At 39.8% G+C, this 25,718-nt stretch carries 25 protein-coding genes; 7 read left to right on the top strand and 18 right to left on the bottom strand.

Annotated features, from left to right (window positions below; all coding sequences use genetic code 11):
• Positions 1-57: 57 nt before the first annotated feature.
• The 9 genes from ATE92_RS07475 to ATE92_RS07435 are packed head-to-tail and all read right to left on the bottom strand — an operon-like array spanning position 58 to position 5,904.
• Positions 58-837, bottom strand: a complete 780-nt coding sequence (locus ATE92_RS07475; RefSeq protein WP_100803105.1) for an enoyl-CoA hydratase-related protein — start codon at positions 835-837, stop codon at positions 58-60.
• Between the two features lie 6 nt (positions 838-843).
• A complete protein-coding gene (locus ATE92_RS07470; RefSeq protein ID WP_232729132.1) occupies positions 844-1,209 on the bottom strand; it encodes a VOC family protein in 366 nt (121 codons plus the stop codon).
• The gene (gene paaD / locus ATE92_RS07465; protein WP_100803104.1) at positions 1,206-1,709 is read right to left on the bottom strand and encodes a 1,2-phenylacetyl-CoA epoxidase subunit PaaD; all 504 of its coding nucleotides are present in this window, start codon (positions 1,707-1,709) and stop codon (positions 1,206-1,208) included. The genes ATE92_RS07470 and paaD overlap by 4 nt, the downstream gene beginning before the upstream one ends.
• Complete coding sequence (paaC, locus tag ATE92_RS07460; RefSeq protein WP_100803103.1) at positions 1,710-2,459, bottom strand: 1,2-phenylacetyl-CoA epoxidase subunit PaaC; 750 nt, start codon at positions 2,457-2,459, stop codon at positions 1,710-1,712. It abuts the gene before it with no gap.
• Positions 2,460-2,507: 48 nt separating this feature from the next.
• Positions 2,508-2,852 carry a four helix bundle protein gene (locus tag ATE92_RS07455; RefSeq protein ID WP_100803102.1) on the bottom strand — a complete coding sequence of 115 codons (345 nt, stop codon included), beginning with the start codon at positions 2,850-2,852 and terminating at the stop codon, positions 2,508-2,510.
• A 32-nt stretch (positions 2,853-2,884) separates the two neighbouring features.
• The gene (paaB, locus tag ATE92_RS07450; protein WP_100803101.1) at positions 2,885-3,169 is read right to left on the bottom strand and encodes a 1,2-phenylacetyl-CoA epoxidase subunit PaaB; all 285 of its coding nucleotides are present in this window, start codon (positions 3,167-3,169) and stop codon (positions 2,885-2,887) included.
• Positions 3,170-3,180: 11 nt separating this feature from the next.
• Positions 3,181-4,161: a 1,2-phenylacetyl-CoA epoxidase subunit PaaA gene (paaA, locus tag ATE92_RS07445; RefSeq protein ID WP_198515603.1), complete on the bottom strand. Its 981-nt coding sequence runs from the start codon at positions 4,159-4,161 to the stop codon at positions 3,181-3,183.
• A gap of 40 nt (positions 4,162-4,201) precedes the next feature.
• Positions 4,202-5,275 (bottom strand): 2Fe-2S iron-sulfur cluster-binding protein, encoded by a 1,074-nt coding sequence (locus tag ATE92_RS07440; RefSeq protein WP_100803099.1) that lies wholly within the window; start codon positions 5,273-5,275, stop codon positions 4,202-4,204.
• 50 nt (positions 5,276-5,325) lie between these two features.
• A complete protein-coding gene (locus ATE92_RS07435) occupies positions 5,326-5,904 on the bottom strand; it encodes a TetR/AcrR family transcriptional regulator (protein ID WP_100803098.1) in 579 nt (192 codons plus the stop codon).
• Positions 5,905-6,051: 147 nt separating this feature from the next.
• On the opposite strand from ATE92_RS07435, the gene ATE92_RS07430 reads away from it, so the two are divergent.
• Positions 6,052-7,833 (top strand): aromatic amino acid hydroxylase, encoded by a 1,782-nt coding sequence (locus ATE92_RS07430; RefSeq protein ID WP_100803097.1) that lies wholly within the window; start codon positions 6,052-6,054, stop codon positions 7,831-7,833.
• Positions 7,834-7,835: 2 nt separating this feature from the next.
• The gene (locus ATE92_RS07425; RefSeq protein ID WP_100803096.1) at positions 7,836-8,141 is read left to right on the top strand and encodes a rhodanese-like domain-containing protein; all 306 of its coding nucleotides are present in this window, start codon (positions 7,836-7,838) and stop codon (positions 8,139-8,141) included.
• Between the two features lie 40 nt (positions 8,142-8,181).
• Here ATE92_RS07425 and ATE92_RS07420 read toward each other — a convergent pair whose 3' ends face one another.
• The 4 genes from ATE92_RS07420 to ATE92_RS07405 all read right to left on the bottom strand — a co-directional run bounded on the left by ATE92_RS07420 (position 8,182) and on the right by ATE92_RS07405 (position 13,465).
• Positions 8,182-8,793, bottom strand: a complete 612-nt coding sequence (locus ATE92_RS07420; protein ID WP_100803095.1) for a DUF4230 domain-containing protein — start codon at positions 8,791-8,793, stop codon at positions 8,182-8,184.
• Positions 8,794-8,823: 30 nt separating this feature from the next.
• Positions 8,824-11,562 (bottom strand): carboxypeptidase regulatory-like domain-containing protein, encoded by a 2,739-nt coding sequence (locus tag ATE92_RS07415; RefSeq protein ID WP_100803094.1) that lies wholly within the window; start codon positions 11,560-11,562, stop codon positions 8,824-8,826.
• An 85-nt stretch (positions 11,563-11,647) separates the two neighbouring features.
• Entirely contained in the window at positions 11,648-12,535 is an 888-nt protein-coding gene (locus ATE92_RS07410) for a GLPGLI family protein (RefSeq protein ID WP_100803093.1), read from the bottom strand.
• A 102-nt stretch (positions 12,536-12,637) separates the two neighbouring features.
• On the bottom strand, positions 12,638-13,465 hold the full coding sequence (locus tag ATE92_RS07405) for a GLPGLI family protein (RefSeq protein ID WP_100803092.1): 828 nt from the start codon (positions 13,463-13,465) through the stop codon (positions 12,638-12,640).
• Positions 13,466-13,586: 121 nt separating this feature from the next.
• Here ATE92_RS07405 and ATE92_RS07400 point away from each other — a divergent pair, with 121 nt between their 5' ends.
• The 5 genes from ATE92_RS07400 to ppk1 are packed head-to-tail and all read left to right on the top strand — an operon-like array spanning position 13,587 to position 19,277.
• Positions 13,587-15,074, top strand: coding sequence for a sensor histidine kinase KdpD (locus ATE92_RS07400; protein ID WP_100803091.1), 1,488 nt, complete (start codon positions 13,587-13,589; stop codon positions 15,072-15,074).
• The gene (locus ATE92_RS07395; protein WP_100803090.1) at positions 15,067-15,750 is read left to right on the top strand and encodes a response regulator transcription factor; all 684 of its coding nucleotides are present in this window, start codon (positions 15,067-15,069) and stop codon (positions 15,748-15,750) included. Before ATE92_RS07400 ends, ATE92_RS07395 begins: the two co-directional genes overlap by 8 nt.
• A gap of 39 nt (positions 15,751-15,789) precedes the next feature.
• A complete protein-coding gene (locus tag ATE92_RS07390; RefSeq protein WP_100803089.1) occupies positions 15,790-16,566 on the top strand; it encodes a hypothetical protein in 777 nt (258 codons plus the stop codon).
• Between the two features lie 5 nt (positions 16,567-16,571).
• A complete protein-coding gene (locus ATE92_RS07385) occupies positions 16,572-17,192 on the top strand; it encodes a deoxynucleoside kinase (RefSeq protein ID WP_100803088.1) in 621 nt (206 codons plus the stop codon).
• A 51-nt stretch (positions 17,193-17,243) separates the two neighbouring features.
• On the top strand, positions 17,244-19,277 hold the full coding sequence (gene ppk1 / locus ATE92_RS07380; protein WP_100803087.1) for a polyphosphate kinase 1: 2,034 nt from the start codon (positions 17,244-17,246) through the stop codon (positions 19,275-19,277).
• Here the strand turns inward: ppk1 and ATE92_RS07375 are convergent.
• The 5 genes from ATE92_RS07375 to ATE92_RS14215 form a co-directional block, all read right to left on the bottom strand.
• Positions 19,267-20,271, bottom strand: a complete 1,005-nt coding sequence (locus ATE92_RS07375) for an App1 family protein (protein WP_100803086.1) — start codon at positions 20,269-20,271, stop codon at positions 19,267-19,269. The genes ppk1 and ATE92_RS07375 overlap by 11 nt on opposite strands.
• A 1-nt stretch (position 20,272) precedes the next feature.
• Positions 20,273-21,535 carry an MgtC/SapB family protein gene (locus ATE92_RS07370; RefSeq protein WP_100803085.1) on the bottom strand — a complete coding sequence of 421 codons (1,263 nt, stop codon included), beginning with the start codon at positions 21,533-21,535 and terminating at the stop codon, positions 20,273-20,275.
• Between the two features lie 85 nt (positions 21,536-21,620).
• Positions 21,621-24,122 carry a sodium-translocating pyrophosphatase gene (locus ATE92_RS07365; RefSeq protein WP_100803084.1) on the bottom strand — a complete coding sequence of 834 codons (2,502 nt, stop codon included), beginning with the start codon at positions 24,120-24,122 and terminating at the stop codon, positions 21,621-21,623.
• 110 nt (positions 24,123-24,232) lie between these two features.
• The gene (locus ATE92_RS07360; RefSeq protein WP_100803083.1) at positions 24,233-24,760 is read right to left on the bottom strand and encodes an inorganic diphosphatase; all 528 of its coding nucleotides are present in this window, start codon (positions 24,758-24,760) and stop codon (positions 24,233-24,235) included.
• 134 nt (positions 24,761-24,894) lie between these two features.
• Positions 24,895-25,707: a M23 family metallopeptidase gene (locus ATE92_RS14215; protein ID WP_100803082.1), complete on the bottom strand. Its 813-nt coding sequence runs from the start codon at positions 25,705-25,707 to the stop codon at positions 24,895-24,897.
• Positions 25,708-25,718 lie beyond the last annotated feature (11 nt).

Below are 25,718 nucleotides of genomic sequence, written 5' to 3'. Positions count from 1 at the left end.
AGTATTAAGTGTGACACACTTTTACATTTTAAATTTTTCGGTTTTACATTTTTTTACCTATTTTCCTTTAAAAACGGGTTTTCTTTTTGCCACAAATGCTGCAACTCCTTCGGCATAATCTTCACTTTGAGCCGCTTCAATTTGCAATTTGGATTCAATTCCCAGTTGTGATGATAAATTATTACTCATTGACTGATTCAGCAGGCGTTTTGTCATTCCCAAAGCCTTGGTGGGCATTTGTGCGAGTGTTTCGGCTAATACAGTGACTTCGGCATTTAAATCTTCAGAAGAAAAAACCTTGTAAATCATTCCCAGTTTTTCAGCTTCTTCAGCAGAAACCTTATCTCCCAACATCATTAACGCCGATGCCTTTTGAAAGCCGATTAATCTCGGTAAAAAGAAAGTTCCCCCACTATCCGGTACCAAACCAATCTTACTAAAAGCCTGAATAAAGCTTGCACCTTCTGAAGCTACTACCACATCGCAAGCCAAGGCAATGTTTGCTCCGGCACCTGCTGCTACGCCGTTTACGGCGGCAATAACCGGTTTTTCTATTGCTCTTATTCTTTGAATAATGGGATTATAATGCTCTTCCAGTATTTTTTTAAAGCCCGGATTGAGTTCAGGCGTAGTTACTTCCTTAAGATCCTGCCCGGCACAGAAAGCTCTTCCGCTTCCGGTAATCACGACGGCACGTATCTCTTCGTTCGTTTCGCATACGTCCAGCTTGTCCTGTAACAATAATGCCATTTCTCGATTAAAGCTATTGAACACATCCGGTCTGTTGAGTGTAATCCACCCTATTGTGTTTGCTATTTTAAATTGTATTGAACTCATTGTTTCTTACGCTAATTTAAAGTGAGGATTGTAAATCAATCCTATCACATTGCCCCAAGGATCTTTTACTGAAGCGACCATGAGGTCACCTCCCACATTGGTGGGTATTTCATGTTCTGAAGCGCCTAAGGAAATCATTCGGTCGTATTCTTTCTGAATTTTTTCGACACCCCAATAGGATAGTACATTATCTGCTTTTGCAATGGGCGCACTTTCTTCCGGCAACAATCCCAATTCGTAGCCTTTGATATTAAAACCCACATAAAAAGGTTCATCAAAATAGGGTGATATGCCAAATGCTTTGGTATACCAGGCTTTAGCCTTACCTAAATCACTTACTTTATATATTGTAGTTCGTAATCCCAACATCATTTTAAACATTTAAAATAATCGAACGGTTCCTGGCAATCATTACACTTAAAAAGTGCTTTACATGCTGTCGAGCCAAACTGACTCACCAATCGGGTGTTCGTACTGCCGCAATTGGTACATTTTACAATTTTCGCATTGCCCAATAAAGCATCTTTATCGGCTGTTTCTTCCAATGGTGCTGCGATACCATAAGCTTCCATTTTTCGTTTTCCCGCTTCACTTATCCAATCGGTGGACCAGGCAGGTGCAAGCACCATTTCTATTTCAACCTCCTTTTCAATTTCTGAAAAAGCGCTTCTAAGATCATCCCCAATCACATCCATTGCCGGACAGCCGGAGTAGGTGGGGGTTAATTTTATTTTTATAATTCCGTTTTCTTCAACTGCTTCGCGAATGACTCCTAGATCCAACACTGACAATACAGGAATCTCCGGATCTGAAACGGTTTCAAGAACAGGAATTAAATGTTGATCGATATGTGGTTCTAAAGTAACTGTCATTTACCACGTCATATTCGGAAAGGTTTTCTGCATATACTGTAAATCGGCTAAAAGATATCCCATATGTTCGGAATGAATTCCTTCTTTCCCTCCCTTGGTGAAATAGGTGCTTTCGGGAATTGTTAAGGTTGCTTCGGAAAGAATTCCTGACACTTCCTCATAATACGATTCCTTCATTTTTGAAACATCTACACCAATATTGGCATCAGCCATAGCAACTTCCGCTTCCGTCATTAAAAACAATTCGTTTGTGAATCTCCATAAATCGTCAATGGCCTCCTGCATTTTAGTATGACTCTCTTCGGTACCATCACCCAAACGTTTCACCCAATCTGTTGAAAATCTTAAATGGTAACTCACTTCTTTGATTCCCTTTGTCGCAATTGCCGCTAATTGGCTGTCTTTGCTATTCTGTAATTGTTCCATGAATTTAAGATGATAGACATCGAACAAAAACTGACGTGCCATCACATAACCGAAGTGTGTGTTGGGCTGTTCAACCAACAATACATTTATATATTCGCGCTCTAAACGAAGAAACGCGATATCGTCTTCGGTTTTGTCTTCTCCCGAAACTTTTGCCGCATACTGATAATAACTCCGAGCTTGTCCAATAAGATCCAGCGAAATGTTAGTGAGGGCTATATCGGTTTCCAGATTGGGACCATGACCGCATAATTCTCCAAGGCGCTGTGCCAAAATAAGAGAGTTGTCGGCTATTGTGAGTATGTAGTTATATAAATTTTTCATTTAGAATTTTTAAAATCGAAATCGAAACCCAAATCGAAATCGAAAAAATTAACTATATTTTTTGAGAAGTGAAACGACTATTCTGATAAGTTCGTCATTTTCATTTCTTATTGCTGCAATATTATTAGAATCAATGAGATTCGCTTTAATTTGAATATTAATATTCCTCAGTGACTCTCGCAATTCTTTCAATGCAATTCTTAATTTATTAGCTCTATCTTTATCCGAACCCGCACCTTCAAATTCTCCAAAATTTAATGCAGATGAACAGGCAGATCTTATGAGTTGTTTAGAAAGGTAATCTGCTGCAAAAGATTTTGGCGTCTGCATAAAACTTACAACAATTGATGCAGCAAAATCTTCAAATCGACTATCTAAATTGTAAATTTTCATTTCTCGATTTCATTTTCGATTTCGATTTCATATTACATATGTTTTACTTCGTCGGGTAGATTGTAAAAGGTAGGGTGACGATATACCTTATCCTGAGCCGGCTCGAACAATTCTCCATTATCTGCCGGGTTTGAGGCTGTGATGTGAATACTTTCAACCACCCAAATACTTACTCCTTCATTTCTGCGAGTATAGACGTCACGAGCGTTCTCCATTGCCATTTCGGCATCTGCAGCGTGTAAGCTCCCGAAATGTCTGTGTTCCAATCCGTTTTTACTTCGAACGAATACTTCCCATAAAGGCCAGTTTTTTTTCATATTCTGCGTTTTTAACTTGCTTTCGCTACTTTTTTCTTTTCCTGCTTTTCGGCGTATGCCATGGCTGCATCACGCACCCATTCTCCTTCATTCCATGCGTTTACACGGGCATTCATGCGTTCTTTATTGCAGGGGCCGTGGCCTTTTACTACCTGCCAGAATTCATCCCAGTCTATTTCACCGAAATCGTAATGCCCGGTTTTCTCATTGAATTTTAAATCGGGATCCGGAACTGTAAGACCTAACAAGTCTGCCTGCGGAACGGTTTGATCAATAAATTGCTGTCGTAGTTCGTCGTTAGTTTTTCGTTTCAGTTTCCATTTCATGGATTGTTCGGTGTGGACTGAAGCTGCATCGGTAGGTCCCAACATCATAATACTTGGCCACCACCAACGGTTTAAGGCATCTTGTGCCATCGCTTTTTGTTCGGGAGTACCCTTACAAAGGGTGAGCATAATTTCAAAACCCTGACGTTGGTGAAAACTCTCTTCCTTACACACTCGCACCATGGCTCTTGCATAAGGTCCAAAAGAGGTATTACACAATGGCACCTGGTTAATAATAGCTGCACCATCTACCAACCAGCCAATGGCACCCATATCGGCCCAGGTAACTGTGGGGTAATTAAAAATTGAAGAATATTTTGCTTTGCCCGAATGCAATTGCTCGTATAATTCGTCTCTCGAGATACCTAATGTCTCACAGGCCGAATACAAGTACAAACCGTGTCCTGCTTCATCCTGTACTTTCGCGAGTAAAGCAGCTTTACGCCTTAGCGAAGGAGCTCGGGTAATCCAGTTTCCCTCAGGTAGCATCCCAACAATTTCGGAATGTGCATGCTGAGAAATCTGACGAATATGTGTTTGCCGGTATTTTTCCGGCATCCAGTCTTTGGGTTCTATTTTTTCATCACGCGCAATTCGTGCTTCGAAAATTTCTTCCAGACTTCGGCTTCGCTCAGTCCCGGCGTTCTTAATTTCTTTTTCACTCATAGTAATATGCTTTAAGCTTTAGGCTGTTGGCCGTGAGCTGTTATACATCAAAATCTACTTTTACTTTTTCAGACGTTGGCACCGACTGGCAACTCAACACAAAATTCTGAGCCACCTCTTTATCTTCCAAGGCGTAATTTATTTTCATCTCTACGCTTCCTTCCACCACCTGACATTTACAGGTGCTGCAAACACCGCCCTTACAAGCGAAGGGCAAATCGGCTCCTGCTCCCAAAGCAGCATCGAGAATGTTGTCGTAGTCCTTAGTCATTGTAAACTGAAACTCCTTGCCTCCGTCTACGATGGTTACTTCCACACCTTCCACATTTTGTTGCGCCAAACGTTCAGCTCGTGCTTTGTCTTCTTCCGAAAGTCCGGTGACAAACAATTCGAAATGAATTAATTCTTTCGGAAGTCCGGCTTGCACCAGATAAGAACTCACATAGTTTACCATATCTTCCGGGCCGCACAAGAACACCTCGCTGGTATCGGGGATGTCAATAAAGGTTTTAGTTAGTACCTCCATTTTTTCATCGTCGAAACGTCCGTTAAAGAGTTCGATGTCCCTTCGCTCTTTTGTTAAGAAATAATAGATCTCCAAGCGACCGAAATAGGTATTCCGAAGCTGTTCCAATTCTTCCTTAAAGATAATCGATTTTGCCGTTCTATTCACATAAAACAACTTACAAGTTGCATTGGGCTCGGACGCCAAATGCGCCTTAATCATAGATAAAACGGGAGTAATTCCACTTCCTGCGGCAAAGAAAAGGTAGTTTTTACTTTTTTCAGGTTGTATATCTACTCCAAAAGTCCCGCTGGGCACCATAACTTCCATTAAATCCCCCGTTTTTAAGGTAGAATTTACAAAGGAGGAAAATTTTCCTTCCGGGATTAGTTTTACCGCTACACGCCATTCATTATCCAACGGACTCGAACACAAACTATAGGATCTGCGAATATCTTCCCCGTTAATATCGGCTTTTAAGGTAAGGTGTTGCCCCTGACGAAAGGCAAAGTCTTTCGAAAGCTCTGTGGGCACATCAAAGGTAATGACCGAACAATCGTCGGTTTCCTTATAAATGTCCTTTATTTTTATGGTATGAAACTTCGCCACTTTTTCTGATTTGAAGCACAAAACTAACGATTGTTAGTTACATGTGCAAGTTAATGTTTGTTAACGATTCCGTTGAGGAAAACCGCCACCATATCTTTCTTTAATACATTGACATCCAGCTTTCCCCGTTTTTGATACCAGAGATACAGCGTGCGCAGGGTAGAAAGAATTGAAAATAGAATTACTTCAGGGTGACGCGGTTGAATTTCACCTGCATCAATCCCTTGCTTTATAATTTGTCTGAAATTCTCTTCGTAGTCGGATCGCATTTGGACAAAATCTGCGAGATCTTTATCTTCCAGATGCATCCAATCGTTATTTAATGCCGCCAGCCCTTCGGAATAATTTACCGTAATATCGATATGCATTTCGATGATGGTTTGAATTTTTTGCAACGGCGCATTGTTTTCGGCTACTACAGCTTCCATACCTGTTGTAAATTCTTTGGCAACCTGAAGGATAAGTGTTGCTAATATCTCCTGTTTGCTGCTAATGTGATTGTAGAGCGAGGCAGCCTTCATTCCAACAGCCTGCGCAATGTCCCGCATGGAAACAGCACTATAGCCCTTTTCCTTAAAAAGCAGGGAGGCAACACTAATAATTTCTTCTTTTCGGGTGAGGGTTTTCATCTAGCTGCAAGATAATCATTCTGGGTGATTTTGCGTTAGGGATAAACCCCTCCGTCCACCTTTGGCGGACACCTCCCTTTTTTAAAGGGGAGGATTATTCCCATTTCTTCAAACTATCTGAAGAATACTTTCTATTTTTGACCCCTTATGGAAGCGCAGATTGAAACCAACGAGTTGCTGGACCGGTTACCACCGCATTTACAGCAATATATAAAACCGCAGAATTACGAGCAGTACACACCTGTAAATCAGGCGGTGTGGCGCTATGTGATGCGAAAAAATGTGGATTATCTGAGTAAGGTCGCGCATGAAAGTTACCTGGAAGGGCTGCGTAAAACGGGGATTTCTATCGACGAGATTCCGTCTATGTACGGGATGAACCGTATTCTCAAAGAAATTGGGTGGGCAGCCGTTGCAGTCGACGGATTTATTCCGCCGAATGCGTTTATGGAATTTCAGGCATATAAAGTGCTTGTCATTGCCAGTGATATTCGGCAACTGGAAAATATAGAATACACCCCGGCACCCGATATTATTCACGAAGGAGCGGGGCATGCACCCATCATCGCAAGTCCCGATTACGCTGAATATTTGCGTCGTTTTGGGGAAGTAGGTGCCAAGGCAATTTCGAGCGCCCATGATATTGAAATGTATGAGGCCGTTCGGGAATTGTCTATTCTGAAAGAGGCCGAGGGCACTTCGCAAGAGCGAGTAGATGCTGCGGAAGCGCGTGTACAAATGCTTCAGGAAAAAAAAGTACATCCTTCTGAAATATCATTGATACGAAATTTACATTGGTGGACTGTCGAATACGGTCTGGTAGGAACAGTGAAGCAACCAAAAATTTATGGCGCGGGATTACTTTCTTCCATAGGCGAAAGTGCCTGGTGTATGAAGGAGGGAGTGAAAAAAATACCCTATTCCATCGATGCTGCTTACCAGGATTTTGACATTACAAAACCACAACCTCAGCTATACGTTACCCCCGATTTTGCTTATTTACAGGAAGTTTTGGAAGAGTTTGCCAACACCATGGCAGTTCGGAAAGGCGGGTGGCGCGGATTGAAAAAACTTATTGAATCGAAGCAATTAGGCACTATCGAGTTGAGTACCGGATTGCAGGTTAGCGGTCGATTTACCCGAATGATTCAGAACGAGGACAACGAGGTGGTTTATTTTGAAACTGAAGGGGAAACTGCACTCTCCTATCGTGAAAAAGAGGTGATCGGTCATGGAGTGAGCAGACATGGCAACGGATTTCGTTCGCCATTGGGAAAGCTGAAAGGTATTAATCTGGCGATTGAAAATATGGGTCCACGTGATTTGCAAGCCTATAATTTTTATGACGGAAAACCTATTGGTTTCGAATTTGAAAGCGGAATCACGGTTGAAGGATTAAACGTAACCGGAATGCGAAATCTGGGTGGAAAACTGATGCTAATCCAGTTTACAAACTGTACGGTGACCTACAAAAATGAGGTGTTGTTTAATCCGGAGATGGGCGACTTCGACATGGCCGTAGGGAAAGAAATCGTTTCGGCCTTTGCCGGTGCTGCAGACTATTTGTCGTTCGATTTGGTAAATCATGTGAGTAGTAGTGAGACAGTTCGGGTGGTACTTTCGGAAAAGGAAGGCTCGTTGAATGAGTTGTATAAGGAGGTACGCCAAGTTAGAGAAAAAAGTCCTCTCAGTCCTCCGTTGTTGGACAGCTCCCCCAAATTAGTGGAACAGCTACACTCGCTTTTTAAGAAACTTAGAGAAAATCATCCAGAGGATTGGCTGCTGCCATTAGAGATTTATGAATTGACGCGATTTGATGAGGTTTTAAATTACCTAATTGAACTGAAGGAAAGAAAACCGAAAGTTTCGCATTTAATAAACGACGGAATAGCATTGATAGAGAAACAAACTAAAAATCAGCCACACTAATTATGGGAATATTCGATTTTTTATTCGGAAATAAGAACGATAAGATTCGGGATTTTATGTCACGCGGAGCCGTGATTGTAGATGTTCGCTCAAAAAAAGAATACGACAGCGGAGCGATTCCCGGCTCGAAACACATTCCATTGCCTGAAATATCTTCAAAAATTTCAGAAATTAAAAAGTGGGACAAACCTGTTATTTTATGCTGTGCCAGTGGCGTTCGAAGCGGAAGTGCTTCAGGAATTTTAAAGAGTAACGGGGTCGAAGCGATAAATGGTGGAGGGTGGTTTAATTTGAGTAAGAAGATATAAACTCCCCTTAGTCCTCTCTTGAATTTGGAGGGAAAATAGTTTAAAGTTTAAGTTGTTGCAAATCTGCTTCAGTGCTAATAGTTTCTTCATTGTATTGTAGGGTCCAACCCATAGAATTGGTTAGAATATAAATCTTTTGCAATTCTGAAATGAGTCGGTTTTGAGCGTTGGTAACTAATTCCGACGCTTCAATCTTTGTTCTTAAATCCTTTTCGATCTGCTTCTTTATCTTATTATAGTCTTCTGCTTCAAACTGATTCAAATAATCCTGCTGCATGTCGTAGTATTGAATATTAGGATTAATGGACAATTCAGGCTTCGGAATGTGTGTAATAGTTACTGTTTGTGCAGATTGATCCACTTCAGTTTTTATCTCACTCAAATCGTAAGAAATAGAGGCTTTGGCATTGACGACCACCAAGGCCTTCTTGCGAGCATCCAGAAACCCGAATAATTTATTCGTATCCTTATACGTAAAAACTTGTGTATAGCTTCCTTCGGTAACAATCAATTTACCAACGTTTTCGAGTTGCTCCTGTATTAAAGCTGTATTAGCATCCAGCCGTTCACGCGCCTCCTTTTGGTGTTCACAATAGCGCAAACCAAAGACAATGAAAACAGCAATTACAATCCCGAGAACAATCTTGCGCATACAGTGAAGTTTTCAGAAAGATACAAAAAACTACAGTTCGTACTTCACAATAAACATGACAATTCGCGGTAACACAAAATACTGACTGGTAGTATTAAACTGTTCATTAAAGCTGTCGTTGTTAATAAAACCGGTGTCTAAAATATTGGTCGCCTGCACCTGAAACTCCCACGGGCTCTCACCTTTTTGATAATATAAGTTGGCATTTACAAAGGAATATTTGTTTTCCACCGTTTTGGCATCGTTGTTATAATTGTAATAATCCCAGTCTGCCGTTAGCGTAAAATCCTTTAGAAATCGCATGTCCAAATTCGCATAAGGTCTGTGCGTAAAAAATGTTTGTTGTAATCCGCCGTTATCGTAGTCGTTTACACTTAGGCGATACCCCAATTCAAGATTGGGCCACTCTCTGAAATTACTTCGCACACTTCCTAGATAGCTCTGCGTAAGACTTTTACTTTCCCGAATTTCATCGTTTACTATCGTATTCGATTTGCTTAACGTGGCGTTGGCATTTAAATTGAACTGTAATTTTTTCACTCTTTTACTAAACCGCCCAAAGGCCGAAAATGTTTCATCGGGAAAATTACTGTCCATGTTAAACAGACTGCTAACCTGACTTATTTGAGCAATGTCGGTATTGTTTTTAAATCCGTTGAGACGTCTCGAATAATTTAACGAACCGCTTATATTGGTATAGTTAAACATATTAAAACTGAAATAGGTTAGATTATAAGTATGAGACAACGCATTTTCCAACAAACGGTTTCCTCTAAACAAGGCGTTGTAGTTGTTAAACACATAGGCTTCGGCATAGTTATTAACGTCGGTGTATTCTGAAGAAATAGCGTAATTAAATCGAAGGTTTTCACTTTTTTTCAATTCCAAAATTATATTCACATCGGGTAATACCATCCAGTCGTTTTGAGAGAGGGTAGTTCCCAATTGTTCGTTTTTTACATTGTAATTGTGTAGAGTAAGCCCGGGGGTGAAAATAAACTTTCCGGCCTTTGCTTTGTAATGTAGGCCCAGAAAGGCATCGGTAAAATAAAATAGCACATCGTTGTTGAACTCGTCATCGGTGAAATTGTTTTCACTACCATTATCCAAAATCTGAAAAATCCCCGATTTAAATCTCTGGTCGCTTAAAGTGCTCCCCATCGTAACATTTATGTTGCTCTTGTTATTGATTACGTAGTAATAATCTACCTTGGCATCCAGCTTGTTTGTCTTTACATTTTTATCCTGATTGATATTGTAGCGATTGGCTTGTGTTAACGGGTCGAAGACTTCATTTTGCGGATTTGCCGGGTCGAATGTTGTGAAAATACCCCGAAAAGGAATGGAATCCTGTACCGCGCGATAAAACGGGTCTTCATCCTGATATAAATGCTGCACCTGCGCAGCAAAAATATTATTGTCGTTGGCGGTATAATAAATATTTGCGTTCTGGTTTATTGAAAACGGCTGATTTTCTAGCGTTTCGGAAATGTTATTTGTATTGTTTTCGACGATCGAAATTGTAGTATCGTCTTCGGTTTGTTTCGACATTTTTCCAAGTATGTCGTAATCTAACTGAAAGTTTGAATTGGGTTTATACGTACTGCTTAATTTCAGCATTCCCAACTGACTCCTTTGATCGTTCTCGGCACTCGTATTTTCGGTGGTTCCCGAAACGATAAATTGTCGGATGGAATTGGTAATAATATTGGTTTTATTATCTGAAAGTATCGCAAATCCGCTTAGGTCCAGCTTTGAAGTCGCTGCCCAGCTGAAATTTCCTGCCAAAAACTTAGTGTCGATATCGTTGGCTCTATTGTTTTGTGCTACGGCAAATCCCAAATCGGTATCACTAATATTGAAATTAGTTCCTCCACCGCGGTTAAAGTTTCTGAATCCGCCCGTAAAATTGAAGTAATCCCTAAACGTAAAAGGTACTTCCCCAATATTGTTGAAGTCGGTAATAAGATTGATACTGTATTTTGGGTTGTAGTAGAATAATTTCGGATGCACCAAATACTTGCCGTCTTCATCGGCTATTCCTGCTCCGGCCGTAACTTCTCCAAACCAGAAGTTCTTTTTGCCTTCTTTCAGTTTGATGTTTATGGCAATGTTGTCCTGATCGTTCCCCAGACCTCGCATTTGATCCACCTCGTTGTAATTCCGAAGCACTTCCACTTTGTCTACCGCATCGGCGGGAATATTTTTAGTGGCCAATTTCGAATCGCCATCGAAGAAATCCTTGCCTTCCACCATTACCTTGCTCACAGCCTTTCCTTCAACTTCTATCTCTCCATCGTCGTTTACTTCAACGCCGGGAAGCTTTTTCATTACGTCGCCCAGTTTCCGCTCGTCACCGGTTGTAAAAGAATCGGCGTTATAAATAATGGTATCGCCCTTAACAGTTACGGGCATTTCGTAGATGAGTTCTACCCCTTCCAATTCGTCTGCAAGTGAGTTCAGGGTAAAATCCTGTTGTATATTTTCGGCATCTTCAGAAATTGTCACCACTTGTTCTTTGGTTTCATATCCTAAAAAACTAGCTTTAAGAACGTAGGTATTATTTTTCGGAAGATCCAGTTGGTATCTTCCTTCCGAATTGGTAATTCCGTAAGATTCTATGGCGCCATCTGCCTGAATTGTCGCGATCACATTCGCGAACTCTAAAGGTTCCCCAATACTGTCTTTTATAAATCCTCTCACCTTGATGCTTTGTGCAAAAAGTGTTGCTCCTGAAAGCATTAAAAGTGTAAAAAGTATTTTTTTCATATAAAATAGTTGATTAGCACATCACAATCCTTTCCCGTCTCCCCTCTCGGGAAGGGAGGAATTTTTCAGTAAATTTTAGTTGATTTTACCCTCCAAAGCGTCCTCCGCCTCGTCTGTTGCCGCCTCTGAAATTTTCACGCATCTCATCGGTCTTCTCCTTTACAATCTTGTTGAATTCTTCACGAGACACTTCCTTTCCTTTCTTTAAAGGAGCAATAGATTCGGCTTCTTTGGGGTTCATTACGATTTTTGAACACAAAATAGTGGTACGGTCAATATTAAGTTCTAAAATTAATCCGGGTAATCCGGCGTATTCTCCGGGGCCGTTGGCGACCGGAATTTGCGGTGTAAACCATGCTGTGACCAACACCTCTTTTGGCACTTCAATTTCATCGAAGGGATCGGCTGTTTTTGTGGTGTCCTTTGCTGTTTCCTGTTCTTTCTTTTCGTCACCACCTTCCCTGTTTCTGTCACGACGTCTTCTCACCATACTCATATCGTTTGGATCGATCTTTTTAATGGCAGTTGCTTTAAACGCCACATACTGTCCTATTTGTTTCGATTCTTTTTCAAGCTTCCAATCCAAATTGGAAATGGTATCATTAATTAAGAATTGTTTCCCGAAAAATTCCCGCTCTTCCAATATTTGATTGGCTTCAATGTTTTTGTATTGCGGCCCTGCCGTAAAGCTACCCATCATCATTCTAAAGCCTCCATTGTCTGCACCTGTTTCCAACTTTTCGTCTTCTTTGTAGATCGACTCATTTTTAGTGAATGTTAGAATGTAAGTTTTCTCCAACATACTTTTCATTCGCTCCGCGATTTGTTTTTTCATATCTTCACTCATCTCCCGACCTCCAAAATTGTCCATATCGACTGTGGTTTTAGATTCGTAAAAGGCCTGCCCGCTAATATTCTGAGCGAAGGTTGATATTGAAAAAAGAGAAAGAACTACTAAAAGAATTTGTTTCATAATAATGAGTTTAAAGTCGGTATGTAAGTGCCAAATTACCGCTTTTGTTACATTATTGTTGGACTATTTCCTTAAAGATTGGTTTAACCGGTGTTCTAATAATTATCCTCCAATTTTCATGATAACCGTATTTCCGCCTTTATTGCTGCGGTTGTCTCCCATATTCTCCATCATCTCTTTGTTTTTCTTCTCTCGAATTATATCGTATTCGACTTGAGTAACCGGTTTTCCTTTTGAAGGAACCAAAATCTCGATTTCCTTTTTCGGATTTAGAATTATTTTTGAACAAAGCATGGATTGCTCACCGTCGTTTACTTCCAATATGAGTCCCGGCAGGCCCCAGAAATTTTGAGGCCCGTGACTCAAGGGAATTTGGAGTGTATACCAGGCAGTTGTCGTACGGGTTTTGGTTACTTTTTCGATCTGATTAGAATCAGTACTAAATATTTGCTCAATGATTTCTTCAGAAAAAATCGCTTTAAAACAAGTGTATTCCCCTATGCTTTTCGTTTCCTTTTCCAATTTCCACTCCCGGGGTTTCAAGGTATCTTTTATTAAAAACTGCTTGTCCATAATCTCGGTCTCCTGAACATAAAAGTTATCCTTCAGGTTTCGGTACAGCACGTCGGACATCCCGCCAACTACAATTTTTATTTCTCCCGATACATTAGCGACCGATGGCTTTTCTAAAGATTCTATTTCTTTATATACAGACTCCTTCCCTTTAAAACTGAGTGTATATTCTTTTTGAAATTGCCTTTGAATCTGCCCTTGCAAGTGTTTTTGTGTGTCTGAATTTACCCGGGTACTATCCAATGATAAATTTATCTCCCTATGTGTTTTGTAATAGGCAATACCTTGAAACTCTTGTGCAATTGCTGTTGCCATTGCCAATGTATAAACCAAGGAGTAACTGATGATGAATTTCATAATGTGATTTTTTAATTGAACTGTACAAAAATGGTAATTTGTATTGCATTTTAGAGTTAACTATTGTTAACGAGTGTTAACCAATTTGCTATACTAATTGCTAAGGTTGTAATTTGCAGCTATGCAAGAGCGTCATTATAAAACCATATTGTACTTTATTATCGCGGTGATCCTAGTGACACTTGCCATGCAGGTGTATTGGAATTATAAGAATTACGAGGCAGGGAAGCAACAGCTAATTAACGAAGTGCAAATTAGTCTAGACAATGCTGTAGATGAGTATTATGCAAGTTTGGCCAAGAAAAATGTGCTGAATTTTGCTTTTAATAGAAATGCGGATTCTATTCAACGCGTTACCGGTGACAGTGAAAAGATACAATTTGAATATAGAGGTGATACACTTCCGCCTTTATTACTATCCAAGAAACGACAAAAAAACCATATTTCTATCGTTACTTGTCCAGACAGTATCGAGGAAGATTCCCTATTTAAATTACTCACTGTAGATCAAACTTTTAAAGATGAAAAAAAAGTGTGGCTAAGACGTCAGGATTCTGCAGAGAATGTCTTTAAAATTTTAACTTCCAAAGTGATGTTAGCCATTACGTCGGAAGAAATCGATTTAAAAGCTTTAGACACCCTAGTAGGACAGGAATTACGGCGCAAAAATATAAGGGTGGACTATGGAATGGTGTTTACTTCAGCCGAAGGGTTTACCGAAAGAACCAATGAAGCCTACATCGCCGATAATGCGCTAACCACGGTTTCAAAATCCGGTTTTTTACCCCATGCAAGCTCACTGCAACTTTATTTTACGAATGAAACGCTTACCATTTTACGTAAAAATCTGATGGGAATTCTGCTCTCATTTCTCTTTGCCATCGCCGTGATTGGGTGTTTGCTTTATCTGCTTCAAATTATTAGAAGACAAAAACAACTGGCTGAAATAAAAAATGATCTAATAAGTAATATCACCCACGAGTTTAAAACTCCCATCGCAACTATTGGCGCCGCGATGGAGGGAATTCAACAGTTCAATGATAAAAATGATGCTGAAAAAAATCTTCGCTATGCAAGAATTTCCACAGAACAGGTAGAAAAATTAAATTTGATGGTTGAAAAATTACTGGAAACCGCTACCCTGGACAGTGAGAACCTAGAATTAAATTTTGAGACAATCAATTTGGTCGAGGTACTTAAAAAAGCGGCCGCCAAAGAGATTTTCAGCAACGAAGACAAGGTAATGCGTTTTGAAGCTTCGGAAGAAGAAATTACATACCCTATCGATGCTTTTCATTTTGAAAATGCCATCAACAATATAATCGACAACGCCATAAAGTACGGAGGTGATGAAATTTCAGTAGGAATTCACAAATTGGCAAACGCAATAGAAATTACCATAACCGATTCGGGTGCTTCGCTTTCCGAAGAACACAGAAAACAGATTTTCGATAAATTTTATCGCGTCCCAAAAGGGAATACTCACGATGTAAAAGGTTTCGGAATTGGCTTGTATTACACCAAAAAAATAATCGAAAAGCACAAAGGAACTATTTCCCTAACCGTCAAAAAGCAAACTACTTTTAAAATAAACCTTCCCAATGACTAAGCCTGTTAAGATATTGTTGGCCGAAGATGAAATTTCACTGGGACAAATTGTAAAAGAAAGTCTCGAGACTAGAGGTTTCACTGTACTCCATTGCAAGGATGGCGCTGAGGCATTGGCGAAATACCAGGATGCGAAACCGGATTTACTCGTCCTTGATGTAATGATGCCAAAAAAAGACGGATTTACATTGGCAAAGGAAATACGCATGGAAGACAAGCAAATTCCAATTATCTTTTTAACTGCCAAATCGCAAACCAAAGATGTTGTAGAGGGTTTTGGAATTGGCGGCAACGATTATTTGAAAAAACCCTTCAGTATGGAAGAGCTAATCGTGCGAATTGAAAATCTACTCGACCGAAAAAAACTTCAGGATTCGCAGGACCTCATTGAAATAGGAGACTATACCTTTCAGTTTAAAAAACAAACCCTTCAGTATAAAAATGAAGCATCTCAGCTTTTAACCCATAGGGAGGCACATCTGCTTTTTCATTTGTATAACAATAAAAATGAAGTCTTGGAACGTTCCTTTATTTTGAAAAAATTGTGGGGCAACGACGATTTTTTCAACGCCCGAAGTATGGACGTGTTTATTTCGAAGCTCCGAAAAAAATTGAGTAGCGACGAAGCCATTAAAATTATCAATGTTCGCGGGTTTGGTTATAAACTCACTTTTTAAACATTTCACTGTCTCGGTTTTTTGTATCTTTCCTACTCTATGAAATACTTGAGTTTACTTTTTATTTTGGTCTCTCAACTTTTACCGGGGCAGACTGCTACAAAGGTAACTGCCATCCCGCTGGATGCCGATAGTTTTATAGGCACCGATTCCTATAAAAATTTATATTTCATAAAAGACAAGGTCCTCAAAAAGCAAGGAGAGGAAGGTGTTTTTAGCTTTAACGATTATCAATTGGGCAATATCACTTCAGTTGATATTATTAATCCTTTAAAGATCGTGGTCTTTTATCAGAGTGTCAATACGGTGGTGCTTTTAGACAATAAATTAAACGAAATTGAACGCATCAATTTCAACCATCAGGCAAATTTCATGAATATTAGCACTGCTACAAATGCGGGAAACAACCAGCTTTGGATCTTTAATATGGATACGCAGCAGCTGGAATTATACAACTACCGAACGCAGCGAAAACAATTAGTTTCACAACCCATAACGGGGAAATTGATAGCACAGGCGAGTAATTTCAATTATTGTTTTTTATTAAGTGAGGGGAAATTGAGAGTTTTTAATGTCTACGGAAGTTTATTAAATGAAATGGAATCGTCCGGTTTTCAAAAAATGGCGCAACACAATGAAAATTTAGTTGTGAGCAAGGGAAATGACTTGTTTTTTATTTCTGAAAATTCTATTAATCCGCTGAAAGTTCAACTCACCGAAAACATGGTAAAAGACTTGCACCTTACGCAAGATTTGCTGTATATTTATGACGGAATTAATATCCACACATATTCACTAACTCAACCCAAGCAGTAAGATTTATGCATGTTGCGATTGCAGGAAACATTGGCTCCGGAAAAACCACGTTAACGCGTTTACTGGCAAAACACTACAAATGGAAAGCCCATTTTGAAGACGTCGAAGACAACCCTTATTTGGACGATTTTTACAATCAGATGGAGCGGTGGTCCTTTAACCTTCAGATTTACTTTTTAAACAGTAGATTTCGTCAAATCCTCGACATTCGAAAAAGCGGGAAGGATATTATTCAGGATCGGACCATTTATGAGGATGCCTATATTTTTGCGCCCAACCTTCATGCCATGGGTCTTATGACCAACCGTGACTACGAAAACTATCGCTCCTTGTTCGATTTGATGGAAAGTGTTACCGAAGGTCCCGATTTGCTTATTTATTTGCGAAGTTCCATCCCTAATTTGGTGAATCAAATTCACAAACGCGGACGCGAATACGAAAATTCCATAAGCATTGACTACCTCAGCAGGCTGAACGAACGCTATGAGGCGTGGGTTCATGAATACGATAAGGGCAATCTTATAGTACTCGATGTGGATAGCCTAAACTTTGTAGACCAACCGGAGCATTTGGGAGAGGTTATCAATAAAATTGATGCCGAATTGCACGGGCTTTTCAAAACTTAACATTCTCTTGTAAAAATACCGATAAGATAATGCCGTAATTTGCGGTACATTATGGCATCACTCTACAATTCAAAATACTTTCACCGGGATTTATCATGGCTACGCTTTAATCATCGTGTGCTTCAGGAAGCCGCCGACAAGAGAAATCCGTTATACGAGCGCATAAAATTTCTGGCAATCTTTTCATCGAATCTGGATGAATTTTTCAGGGTTCGGGTGTCGGATATCCGACAAATTAAAAATGTTGAGAAACCGCTTCGGAAAAAACTCATTACCAAACCGAACAAGGTTTTAAAGGAAATTAAAAATCAGGTGGATATTCAGCAAAATGAGTTCGGCCGAATTTTCAAAGAACAAATTCTTCCCGATCTGGAAACAGAAAACATTCATCTTATTCATTGGAAACAATTTTCAGGCACCCATAAAGAAATTGCAAAGCATTACTTCAATGAATCACTGAAGGATAAATTGGTTCAGAAAAAATACACCAAAAACAGTAAAGACGCTCTTTTTCCTGAAAATGAGAGCTTATATCTGGCAGGAGAATTGGACGATAATGAAATTCAATTAATTCAAATTCCGGAAGACGAACCGCGATTCTTCGTTTTTCCGAAGGTAAATGGTAAACATTACATCACATTTATCGATGACATCCTGAAGTATTCTTTGAAACTACATCCGGTGAAAGAAGAAGCTACAAAATATTATTCCTTAAAGATATCCCGTGATGCAGAGCTATATATTGAAGATGAGTTTTCGGGTAATTTGATGGATAAAATTAAAAAATCGTTGCCAAAACGTGCCAAAGGACAGGCTACCCGGGTGCTAATTGATTTGGAAATGCCAAAGTCGCTTCAAACCAGCCTAAAAAACATTCTGGATGCAAACGACACCGACATAATTCTGGGAGGTGCCTACCATAATTTCAAAGATTTTTTCAGCTTCCCTAATCCTACTTCAAAAGATTTGTCCAACCAAGAATTGCCTCCTTTACCACATGCGGTGATGCAAAGTGATTCTATGTTTTCGGCAATTACGCAAAAAGATCAATTATTACATTATCCTTATCAGTCTTTTGAGCCGGTAATTCGCCTATTGGAAGAAGCCGCAATCGATCCCAAGGTGACCAAAATAAAAATTACCATCTATCGTGCAGCTAGTAAGTCTCGTCTAAATGATGCGATTGCGCTTGCCGCAAAAAACGGCAAAGAAGTAACCGTGTTTATTGAAGTAAAAGCCCGTTTCGATGAACAAAACAATTTAAAATGGGGTGCCATCTTCGAGAAAAACGGAGCCAAGGTCATTTACAGTTACCCCGACATTAAAGTACATTCTAAAATTTTGTTCATCGAGCGACTGGAGGAGGAAAAGACGGTAAGATATGCCTATATCGCCACCGGCAATTTCAATGAAAACACCGCCACATTGTACACAGATTTTGGCTTAATGACGGCGCACCCTAAAATCACAAAAGAAATAGACAAGGTCTTTTTGGTCTTAGATCGAACCATTATTGTTCCAAAAACCAAACGAATTTTAGTATCTCCTTTTACGGCAAGAGTAAAATTCACCGAATTGGTGAACAACGAAATTGAATACGCACGTGAAGGAAAAGAGGCCTACATTATCTTAAAAATGAACAGTCTGGAAGACAAGGACATGATTAAGCTGCTTTACCGGGCAAGTGACGCCGGGGTGAAAATAAAATTGCTTATTCGCGGAATCTGTTCGTTGGTACCCGGAATTAAGAATCAAAGTGAGAACATAACCGTAACCTCTATTGTCGATCGATTTTTGGAACATGGGCGCGTGTTTATTTTCGGGAATGCCGGCGATGAATTGGTGTATATTGGTTCGGCAGATTGGATGACACGTAACCTAAATCACCGAATCGAGGTTGTCACGCCCATTTATGATGTGGATCACAAAAAAACCATTCGTGAGCTAATTGATATTCAACTTTCAGATACGATAAAGGCCCGAATTTTGGATGCTGAACAAACTAATAATTATATAGCGGCGTCCGATAAAAAATTACAGTCTCAACCGGAAACTTATACCTATTTTAAGAATCTTACTGAATAAATCCGTGTTCTCTCGCGTGCTCAATGGCTTGTTTACTTTTTTCGACCAATAGCACCGGCACTTTATTATAATCCTGAGTGAGTCCTTCTACACGAATCATTTTCTTTTTGTGCCGCACGCTTCTTAAATAGATGGCGAGAATTCTATCTGGGAATGCCTCAGCAATTTCTATATAAATATCTGGATCGTGCTCACCACTGTCTCCAATTAAGATAAATGGCAATTTTGGGTAGGTATTTAATATATCTATTATTTCAGTTTGTTTTTGTGGTTTTTCAGCCTGAATTTTTTTTCTGAACGGACTCGAAAAATTACGCAACAAAAGAGGCCCTTTGGGGAAGTTGTTTTTCTTCAAAAAATATTCGAGGTAGCGATATAAATTCCAGGGACTATGACTTACATAGTAAACAGGATTGGCATCAATTCCACTTTTACCGCGATGCAACTGATGATAAAATTCTGCGGCACCTTCCAGCGGAGTCCTTTTTTCGGCTCTTTTTAAAAAAGTGTTTTTTAATACCTGCCATTTTAAGGCCGAAGTAAGACCGGTATGCAAAATAGTGTCGTCTATATCACTAATAACCCCAAACATGCCATTTTCTGAAGGAATTGCAACCTCTCCGGGGAATCGGTTATCATTACTTATAACCCGATTGGTTATGAGGGGGTCAAAGGAGAGTTCGACGGCAAGCCAACCTTCATCATTTGTGAGATCCCGGAGTCCCTTGTGTGTTTCTTTTAATTTAAAATAACCTTTATCGTCGGTTTCGGTATAAAATATTGAGCCATCGGACAATTTAATTTTTATCCTGGTATGAGCCAACTCATCGGTCGAAAAACGTTTCCAACTGTTGGTAAGCAAACTAAAAAAACCTTTATCTGCCAGATCAATTTGTTCATCTTCCAAAGCTCTTCCGCGAATGTATAAATGTGAATCTGTACCATAGCTTTGAAAGGCAATAATCTGCAGCGGATCTTTCTTGAAAAAACCCATACTATAATTGCCAGGATTCGGGCCAAAGCCATAACAATAAAAGTCCGGCAATCATAGACAAACCAAACGCAATTGCCGTCCATTTTACAAGTTGTTTTGTCCCTAAAATTGCACTTAAGACTACTTTAAAAGCAAAATTTGAAAGGGTCGCCACCAGGATAAGTCGCCAACCAAAAGAGCTATCCAATCCTCCCTTAACGAGTTGTGACAGCGACAAGGTTATTGCATCCTTATTAGCCAGACCGCCTATAACTGAAACTGTGTACAAGCCGCCGTCTCCTAATTCTTTTTCAGCAAAAGCAACGGTAAGTAATATTACCCCGTATAAGAGTCCGAAAAACAGCGCGCTTTTAAACTGGGCCGGATTTTTCGGTTCGGGCATTGTATCGTTGGTCTCCTCTTTATTTATAAGATAAAACAACCCAATACACACAAGCACCATAAAGATGAAAAATACGATAAGTGGTAGAATTACTTCCGAAGTTTTTCCGCGAAGTACTACCCCAATCTCTATCATTATTCTAACCAACGAAACAGTAGCGGATGCCGTAATTACAAAGGCGGATAGTTTACTTATATTTTTAGTGTCCTTGGTTTTACGCGCATAGCTCACCGTAGTTGCTGTACTACTGATAATTCCGCCTAGGATACCGTTTGAAATCACACCCGCCTTCTTGCCTAAAAACTTATATATAAAATAACCGGCTACGCTGATCCCCACAATTAAAGTAACCATTAACCAGATGTTTTGTGGATTTAAAACATCTAACGGGCCATAGGTTTTATCGGGAAGTATGGGCAATACTACCAGCGAAATTCCGGCAAAGGTCATTATGGCTGCCAAATCTTTATCCTTCAACTTGTCTATTAGGTCATGCAGATGTTCTTTCACATAAAGCAGTACAGCCATTGAGCCTCCCACTATTATGGCAATAACCTGATTGCCCAATACCAAATAACCTCCCAAGGCAAACATGAGCAGGGCGGCTACCTCTGTAGTCTGACCAATATCTGCTTCCTTCTGTTTTTTGAGTTTGATAATATTAGCGGTAATTAAAAAGCCGGCGAGTGCAATTCCCATCATGGGAAAGATGAACGGATTTTCAAAATCTCGGGTAAGAAATCCGGAGATGGTCCCTAATACAGCAATTAGGGTAAATGTGCGGACACCCGCAATTTTATTGTCGGTTTTTTCCCGTTGTAGTCCGATGAGCATTCCCAGCCCGAACGAGATCCCAAGTGTTATTAGATCCGGATAATTCATAAATTGTATTACCAAGATACTTCAAAAACACAAAAAAACCCCGTCTGAGAGACGAGGTTTATAAGATAATTAACGTTTTAAGAAACTATTGCTTTTTAGTGACTTCAATTTCTTTTACCACTTTATTGCCTTTTACATTTACATCTACATCTTTCAAGGCTTCAATTTGAGCCTCTACTTCCGCTTCGGTTCCTGAAAAAGTTTTTGTTTCAGTAGTAGTTTCACCATCTTTGGTAGTTTTTATAGTAACATTGGCTGTAGTAACATCTCCATCTACAGACATTTCAACTTTTACTTCTTTTGAAACTTCAGAAGTATTGGCGACCTGCTTTGCTTCCTTATCGGTTAAAATAGTTTTGTTTCCGTCTTCATCAATAAAAATCATTTCTTCTGAACTATTCAAGTCATCGGCAATCACATGACCTCCCAAGATAGGAGCGATCACCAATCCAATTAAACAAGTAAGCTTAATCAAGATGTTCATAGAAGGTCCTGAAGTATCCTTGAAAGGATCACCAACAGTATCACCCGTTACCGCTGCTTTGTGAGCTTCGGAACCTTTATAGGTCATTTCACCGTTGATCATTACTCCGGCTTCAAACGATTTCTTAGCGTTGTCCCAGGCACCTCCGGCATTATTCTGGAAAATAGCCCAAAGTACACCACTCACAGTCACACCTGCCATATAACCACCTAACATTTCGGCAATAGCCATATTGTCCATTCCAAAGATCATAGGAACAAAGGTGATCACCAATGGAAATCCGATGGTCAATAATCCCGGCAGCATCATTTCCTTTAAAGAAGCTTTGGTAGAAATAGCCACACATTTGTCGTATTGAGGCTTTCCTGTCCCTTCCATAATCCCGGGAATTTCTCTAAATTGTCTTCGTACTTCTTGTACCATTTCCATAGCGGCTTTTCCAACGGCATTCATGGCCAATGCTGAAAATACCACAGGAATCATTCCCCCTACAAATAACATGGCCAATACCGGCGCTTTAAAGATGTTAATACCATCAATACCCGTAAAAGTCACATAAGCTGCAAACAAAGCCAGAGAGGTAAGTGCGGCCGAAGCAATTGCAAATCCTTTTCCGGTTGCTGCTGTTGTATTTCCAACCGAATCCAGAATATCTGTACGCTCACGTACGATTGGATCCTGTTCGCTCATTTCGGCGATTCCACCTGCGTTATCACTAATAGGTCCAAAAGCATCAATTGCCAACTGCATGGCTGTAGTTGCCATCATCGCTGAAGCTGCCAAAGCAACTCCGTAGAAACCTGCGAATGCATAGGACGCCCAGATAGCACCTGCAAATAAAAGTACCGATGGAAAGGTTGAGATCATCCCTGTCGCCAAACCGGCAATGATGTTTGTACCTGCTCCTGTACTTGATTTTTCAACTATTTTTAAGATTGGTTTTTTACCCAACCCTGTGTAGTATTCTGTTACTGAAGAAATCATTCCGCCAACTATAAGACCGATGATGGTTGCTCCAAACACACGAAGTGAAGAAATTTCCACAAGACCTTCCCCAAAGAATTCCATTTGCATGGTTTCGGGAAGCATCCATTTTACTAAAACAAAACATGAGATAGCTACTAAAATAATAGATACCCAGTTTCCGATATTTAAAGCGCCCATAACCTGAGCTTCTTTTGCGTCGTTACTTTTAATTTTTACCAACATGGTTCCAATCACCGAAATAATAATTCCGGCACCGGCTATTGCCATTGGTAATAATACAGGGCCAATGCCTCCAAAGCCATCTGCCAGCGAACCTCCCATGTCCTTAATTACATAGTTTCCAAGTACCATGGCTGCCAACACAGTTGCTACATACGATCCAAACAAATCGGCTCCCATTCCGGCAACATCCCCAACATTATCACCCACGTTATCGGCGATAGTTGCAGGGTTACGTGGATCATCTTCAGGAATACCCGCTTCCACTTTTCCAACTAAATCGGCACCTACATCGGCGGCCTTTGTATAAATTCCACCCCCAACTCTCGCAAACAATGCGATAGATTCGGCCCCTAACGAGAAGCCTGCAAGGGTTTCCAGTACGATGGTCATGTCACCTGTGTTTGTCCAAACTCCTCCCATAAAGAAATGGAAGAAAAAGATAAAAAATGCTGTAAGGCCTAAAACTGCCAATCCGGCAACACCTAATCCCATAACGGTTCCTCCGCCAAATGAGACTTTTAATGCGTTGGGTAGGCTGGTTCTCGCAGCCTGTGTGGTACGCACGTTTGTTTTAGTGGCTATTTTCATCCCCATATTCCCTGCGAGAGCAGAGAAAAACGCCCCAAAAATAAAGGCAATTACAATTAGCCAGTGTGTGGTTGGTACGATGACCGATACCGCTGCCAAGGCAATACTCACAATAAGTACAAAAACGGCAAGTAATCTGTACTCTGCATTTAAAAAGGCAAGGGCGCCTTCGTAGATGTGATCTGAAATTTCTTTCATCTTACCATCACCTGCATCTTGTTTCATTACCCAAGATCTTTTGAAGGCCATATAAAGTAACCCTAACACTGCCATTGCAATTGGCATATAAATCATCATTGATTCCATATTTTTTCGATTTGTTATTTAGCTGGGCAAAAGTAGCAAAATCAACGGGAATTAAAAAACCCATTCAACTTAGATTTGAACGGGTTCTTTTTCCTATTTAAAGTTCTTTATTAAATGGTAAAACTCTTTTGTTTTTTGTGGTCACTATCTTCATACCGTTCCAAACATTTATCGACGATTTCGTAGGCTTCGGAAGCATCTCCCCAGCCGCCGACATCAACACGTTTTTTTTCTAAGTCTTTGTATACTTGGAAAAAGTGCTCAATTTCCTTTACAATATGCGGATTCATATCTGAAAGGTCATTCAAACTATTCCAAATAGGATCGGAAACGGGAACACAGATTACTTTTTCATCCGGTCCTTTTTCATCGGCCATATGGAAAACTCCAATAGGCTTTACTTCCATCACGCACATTGGGAATGTTGGCTCACCACCCAATACCAATACGTCAAGCGGATCTCCGTCCAGTGCCAATGTTTCAGGAATAAAACCGTAATCTGCAGGATACATCATCGAAGAGAATAACATTCTGTCGAAGCGAATTTTTTTTAATTTAAAATCGTATTCATATTTATTTCTACTCCCTTTTGGGATTTCAATTAATACATCGAATGTTTTTCTTTTTGCTGCTGTCATCACCTTAAATTTTGATTGTAAACTATAAATAAACCCCTTGTTTTTTGGGACTGCAAAAGTAGTGAAATAAACGTCCTTAAAATAGAAAAGGCCATCAAATATTGATGGCGCTTTTACTTTAATTTTGTCTGTTTTTAGTAATCTCTCGTGTATTGCATATATTCGGCTAATATGCTATAATCACTACCATCGCCGGTGAGGAAATTCGTTTTTAATCTTTCTTTTTGAAATGGTTTGGGTAGATATACTTCGAAGTGCAAATGAGGCCCATCAGACCATCCCACATTACCGCTGTAACCAATGGCTTGTCCTATTTTAACCATATCGCCCTTTTTAACTAAAGATCCATTGTGTTTGATATGTGAATACTCGGCGAAAGTGCCGTCATTGTGGTATATTAAAATAAAATTATTGTCTTTGGCACACGCTTCTGTCTTACAAGATTTTTCATGGCTTTGTTCAACATTTACCACCATTCCGCCTCTGGCTGCATAAATTTCGGTGCCTTCGGGCATGTCAAAATCGATTGCATAGGTATCGAGATGTGAAAACGCTCCTTCATAGCCTTGTTTCACTTTATAAGCTTCGCCCTTTTTAAAAGGCAAGTAATACTGAAATACTCCATCGTAATCTGAATCTTCAGGATTTCCAAAATTAGTATTCGCAATGTATGTAAAGCTAAAATCTTCTAAAGGGCTAACCACTAATAGGTTTGTAATTTTAAATCGGACACTTTTTGGAGGAATTACAAAATAAGCCTTGGATTTATTTTCCACCCTTAAGTTTCTGAGGGTAAAATCGAATTGAACATACACCGGACAGATTTCATGATTGTCTGCATAGAGTGCAAAACCCAAAGCTTCATACTCCTGATAATAGGTGACGTTGGGTTTCGCATAAAGCGAAATATTCATCAAGCAGAAAAACACAATACAAATCGTTTTCATCTGAAAATACT

The organism is Ulvibacter sp. MAR_2010_11, assembly GCF_002813135.1.
Lineage (GTDB): Bacteria > Bacteroidota > Bacteroidia > Flavobacteriales > Flavobacteriaceae > Altibacter.
This window is presented reverse-complemented; position numbering and strand designations above follow the sequence as displayed.

What these genes read in the sequence shown, in the direction of transcription:
- ATE92_RS07475 (WP_100803105.1), bottom strand. Translation starts at nt 837, where the DNA reads ATGAGTTCAATACAATTTAAAATAGCAAACACAATAGGGTGGATTACA.
- ATE92_RS07470 (WP_232729132.1), bottom strand. Translation starts at nt 1,209, where the DNA reads ATGATGTTGGGATTACGAACTACAATATATAAAGTAAGTGATTTAGGT.
- paaD (WP_100803104.1), bottom strand. Translation starts at nt 1,709, where the DNA reads ATGACAGTTACTTTAGAACCACATATCGATCAACATTTAATTCCTGTT.
- paaC (WP_100803103.1), bottom strand. Translation starts at nt 2,459, where the DNA reads ATGAAAAATTTATATAACTACATACTCACAATAGCCGACAACTCTCTT.
- ATE92_RS07455 (WP_100803102.1), bottom strand. Translation starts at nt 2,852, where the DNA reads ATGAAAATTTACAATTTAGATAGTCGATTTGAAGATTTTGCTGCATCA.
- paaB (WP_100803101.1), bottom strand. Translation starts at nt 3,169, where the DNA reads ATGAAAAAAAACTGGCCTTTATGGGAAGTATTCGTTCGAAGTAAAAAC.
- paaA (WP_198515603.1), bottom strand. Translation starts at nt 4,161, where the DNA reads ATGAGTGAAAAAGAAATTAAGAACGCCGGGACTGAGCGAAGCCGAAGT.
- ATE92_RS07435 (WP_100803098.1), bottom strand. Translation starts at nt 5,904, where the DNA reads ATGAAAACCCTCACCCGAAAAGAAGAAATTATTAGTGTTGCCTCCCTG.
- ATE92_RS07430 (WP_100803097.1), top strand. Translation starts at nt 6,052, where the DNA reads ATGGAAGCGCAGATTGAAACCAACGAGTTGCTGGACCGGTTACCACCG.
- ATE92_RS07425 (WP_100803096.1), top strand. Translation starts at nt 7,836, where the DNA reads ATGGGAATATTCGATTTTTTATTCGGAAATAAGAACGATAAGATTCGG.
- ATE92_RS07420 (WP_100803095.1), bottom strand. Translation starts at nt 8,793, where the DNA reads ATGCGCAAGATTGTTCTCGGGATTGTAATTGCTGTTTTCATTGTCTTT.
- ATE92_RS07415 (WP_100803094.1), bottom strand. Translation starts at nt 11,562, where the DNA reads ATGAAAAAAATACTTTTTACACTTTTAATGCTTTCAGGAGCAACACTT.
- ATE92_RS07410 (WP_100803093.1), bottom strand. Translation starts at nt 12,535, where the DNA reads ATGAAACAAATTCTTTTAGTAGTTCTTTCTCTTTTTTCAATATCAACC.
- ATE92_RS07405 (WP_100803092.1), bottom strand. Translation starts at nt 13,465, where the DNA reads ATGAAATTCATCATCAGTTACTCCTTGGTTTATACATTGGCAATGGCA.
- ATE92_RS07400 (WP_100803091.1), top strand. Translation starts at nt 13,587, where the DNA reads ATGCAAGAGCGTCATTATAAAACCATATTGTACTTTATTATCGCGGTG.
- ATE92_RS07395 (WP_100803090.1), top strand. Translation starts at nt 15,067, where the DNA reads ATGACTAAGCCTGTTAAGATATTGTTGGCCGAAGATGAAATTTCACTG.
- ATE92_RS07390 (WP_100803089.1), top strand. Translation starts at nt 15,790, where the DNA reads ATGAAATACTTGAGTTTACTTTTTATTTTGGTCTCTCAACTTTTACCG.
- ATE92_RS07385 (WP_100803088.1), top strand. Translation starts at nt 16,572, where the DNA reads ATGCATGTTGCGATTGCAGGAAACATTGGCTCCGGAAAAACCACGTTA.
- ppk1 (WP_100803087.1), top strand. Translation starts at nt 17,244, where the DNA reads ATGGCATCACTCTACAATTCAAAATACTTTCACCGGGATTTATCATGG.
- ATE92_RS07375 (WP_100803086.1), bottom strand. Translation starts at nt 20,271, where the DNA reads ATGGGTTTTTTCAAGAAAGATCCGCTGCAGATTATTGCCTTTCAAAGC.
- ATE92_RS07370 (WP_100803085.1), bottom strand. Translation starts at nt 21,535, where the DNA reads ATGAATTATCCGGATCTAATAACACTTGGGATCTCGTTCGGGCTGGGA.
- ATE92_RS07365 (WP_100803084.1), bottom strand. Translation starts at nt 24,122, where the DNA reads ATGGAATCAATGATGATTTATATGCCAATTGCAATGGCAGTGTTAGGG.
- ATE92_RS07360 (WP_100803083.1), bottom strand. Translation starts at nt 24,760, where the DNA reads ATGACAGCAGCAAAAAGAAAAACATTCGATGTATTAATTGAAATCCCA.
- ATE92_RS14215 (WP_100803082.1), bottom strand. Translation starts at nt 25,707, where the DNA reads ATGAAAACGATTTGTATTGTGTTTTTCTGCTTGATGAATATTTCGCTT.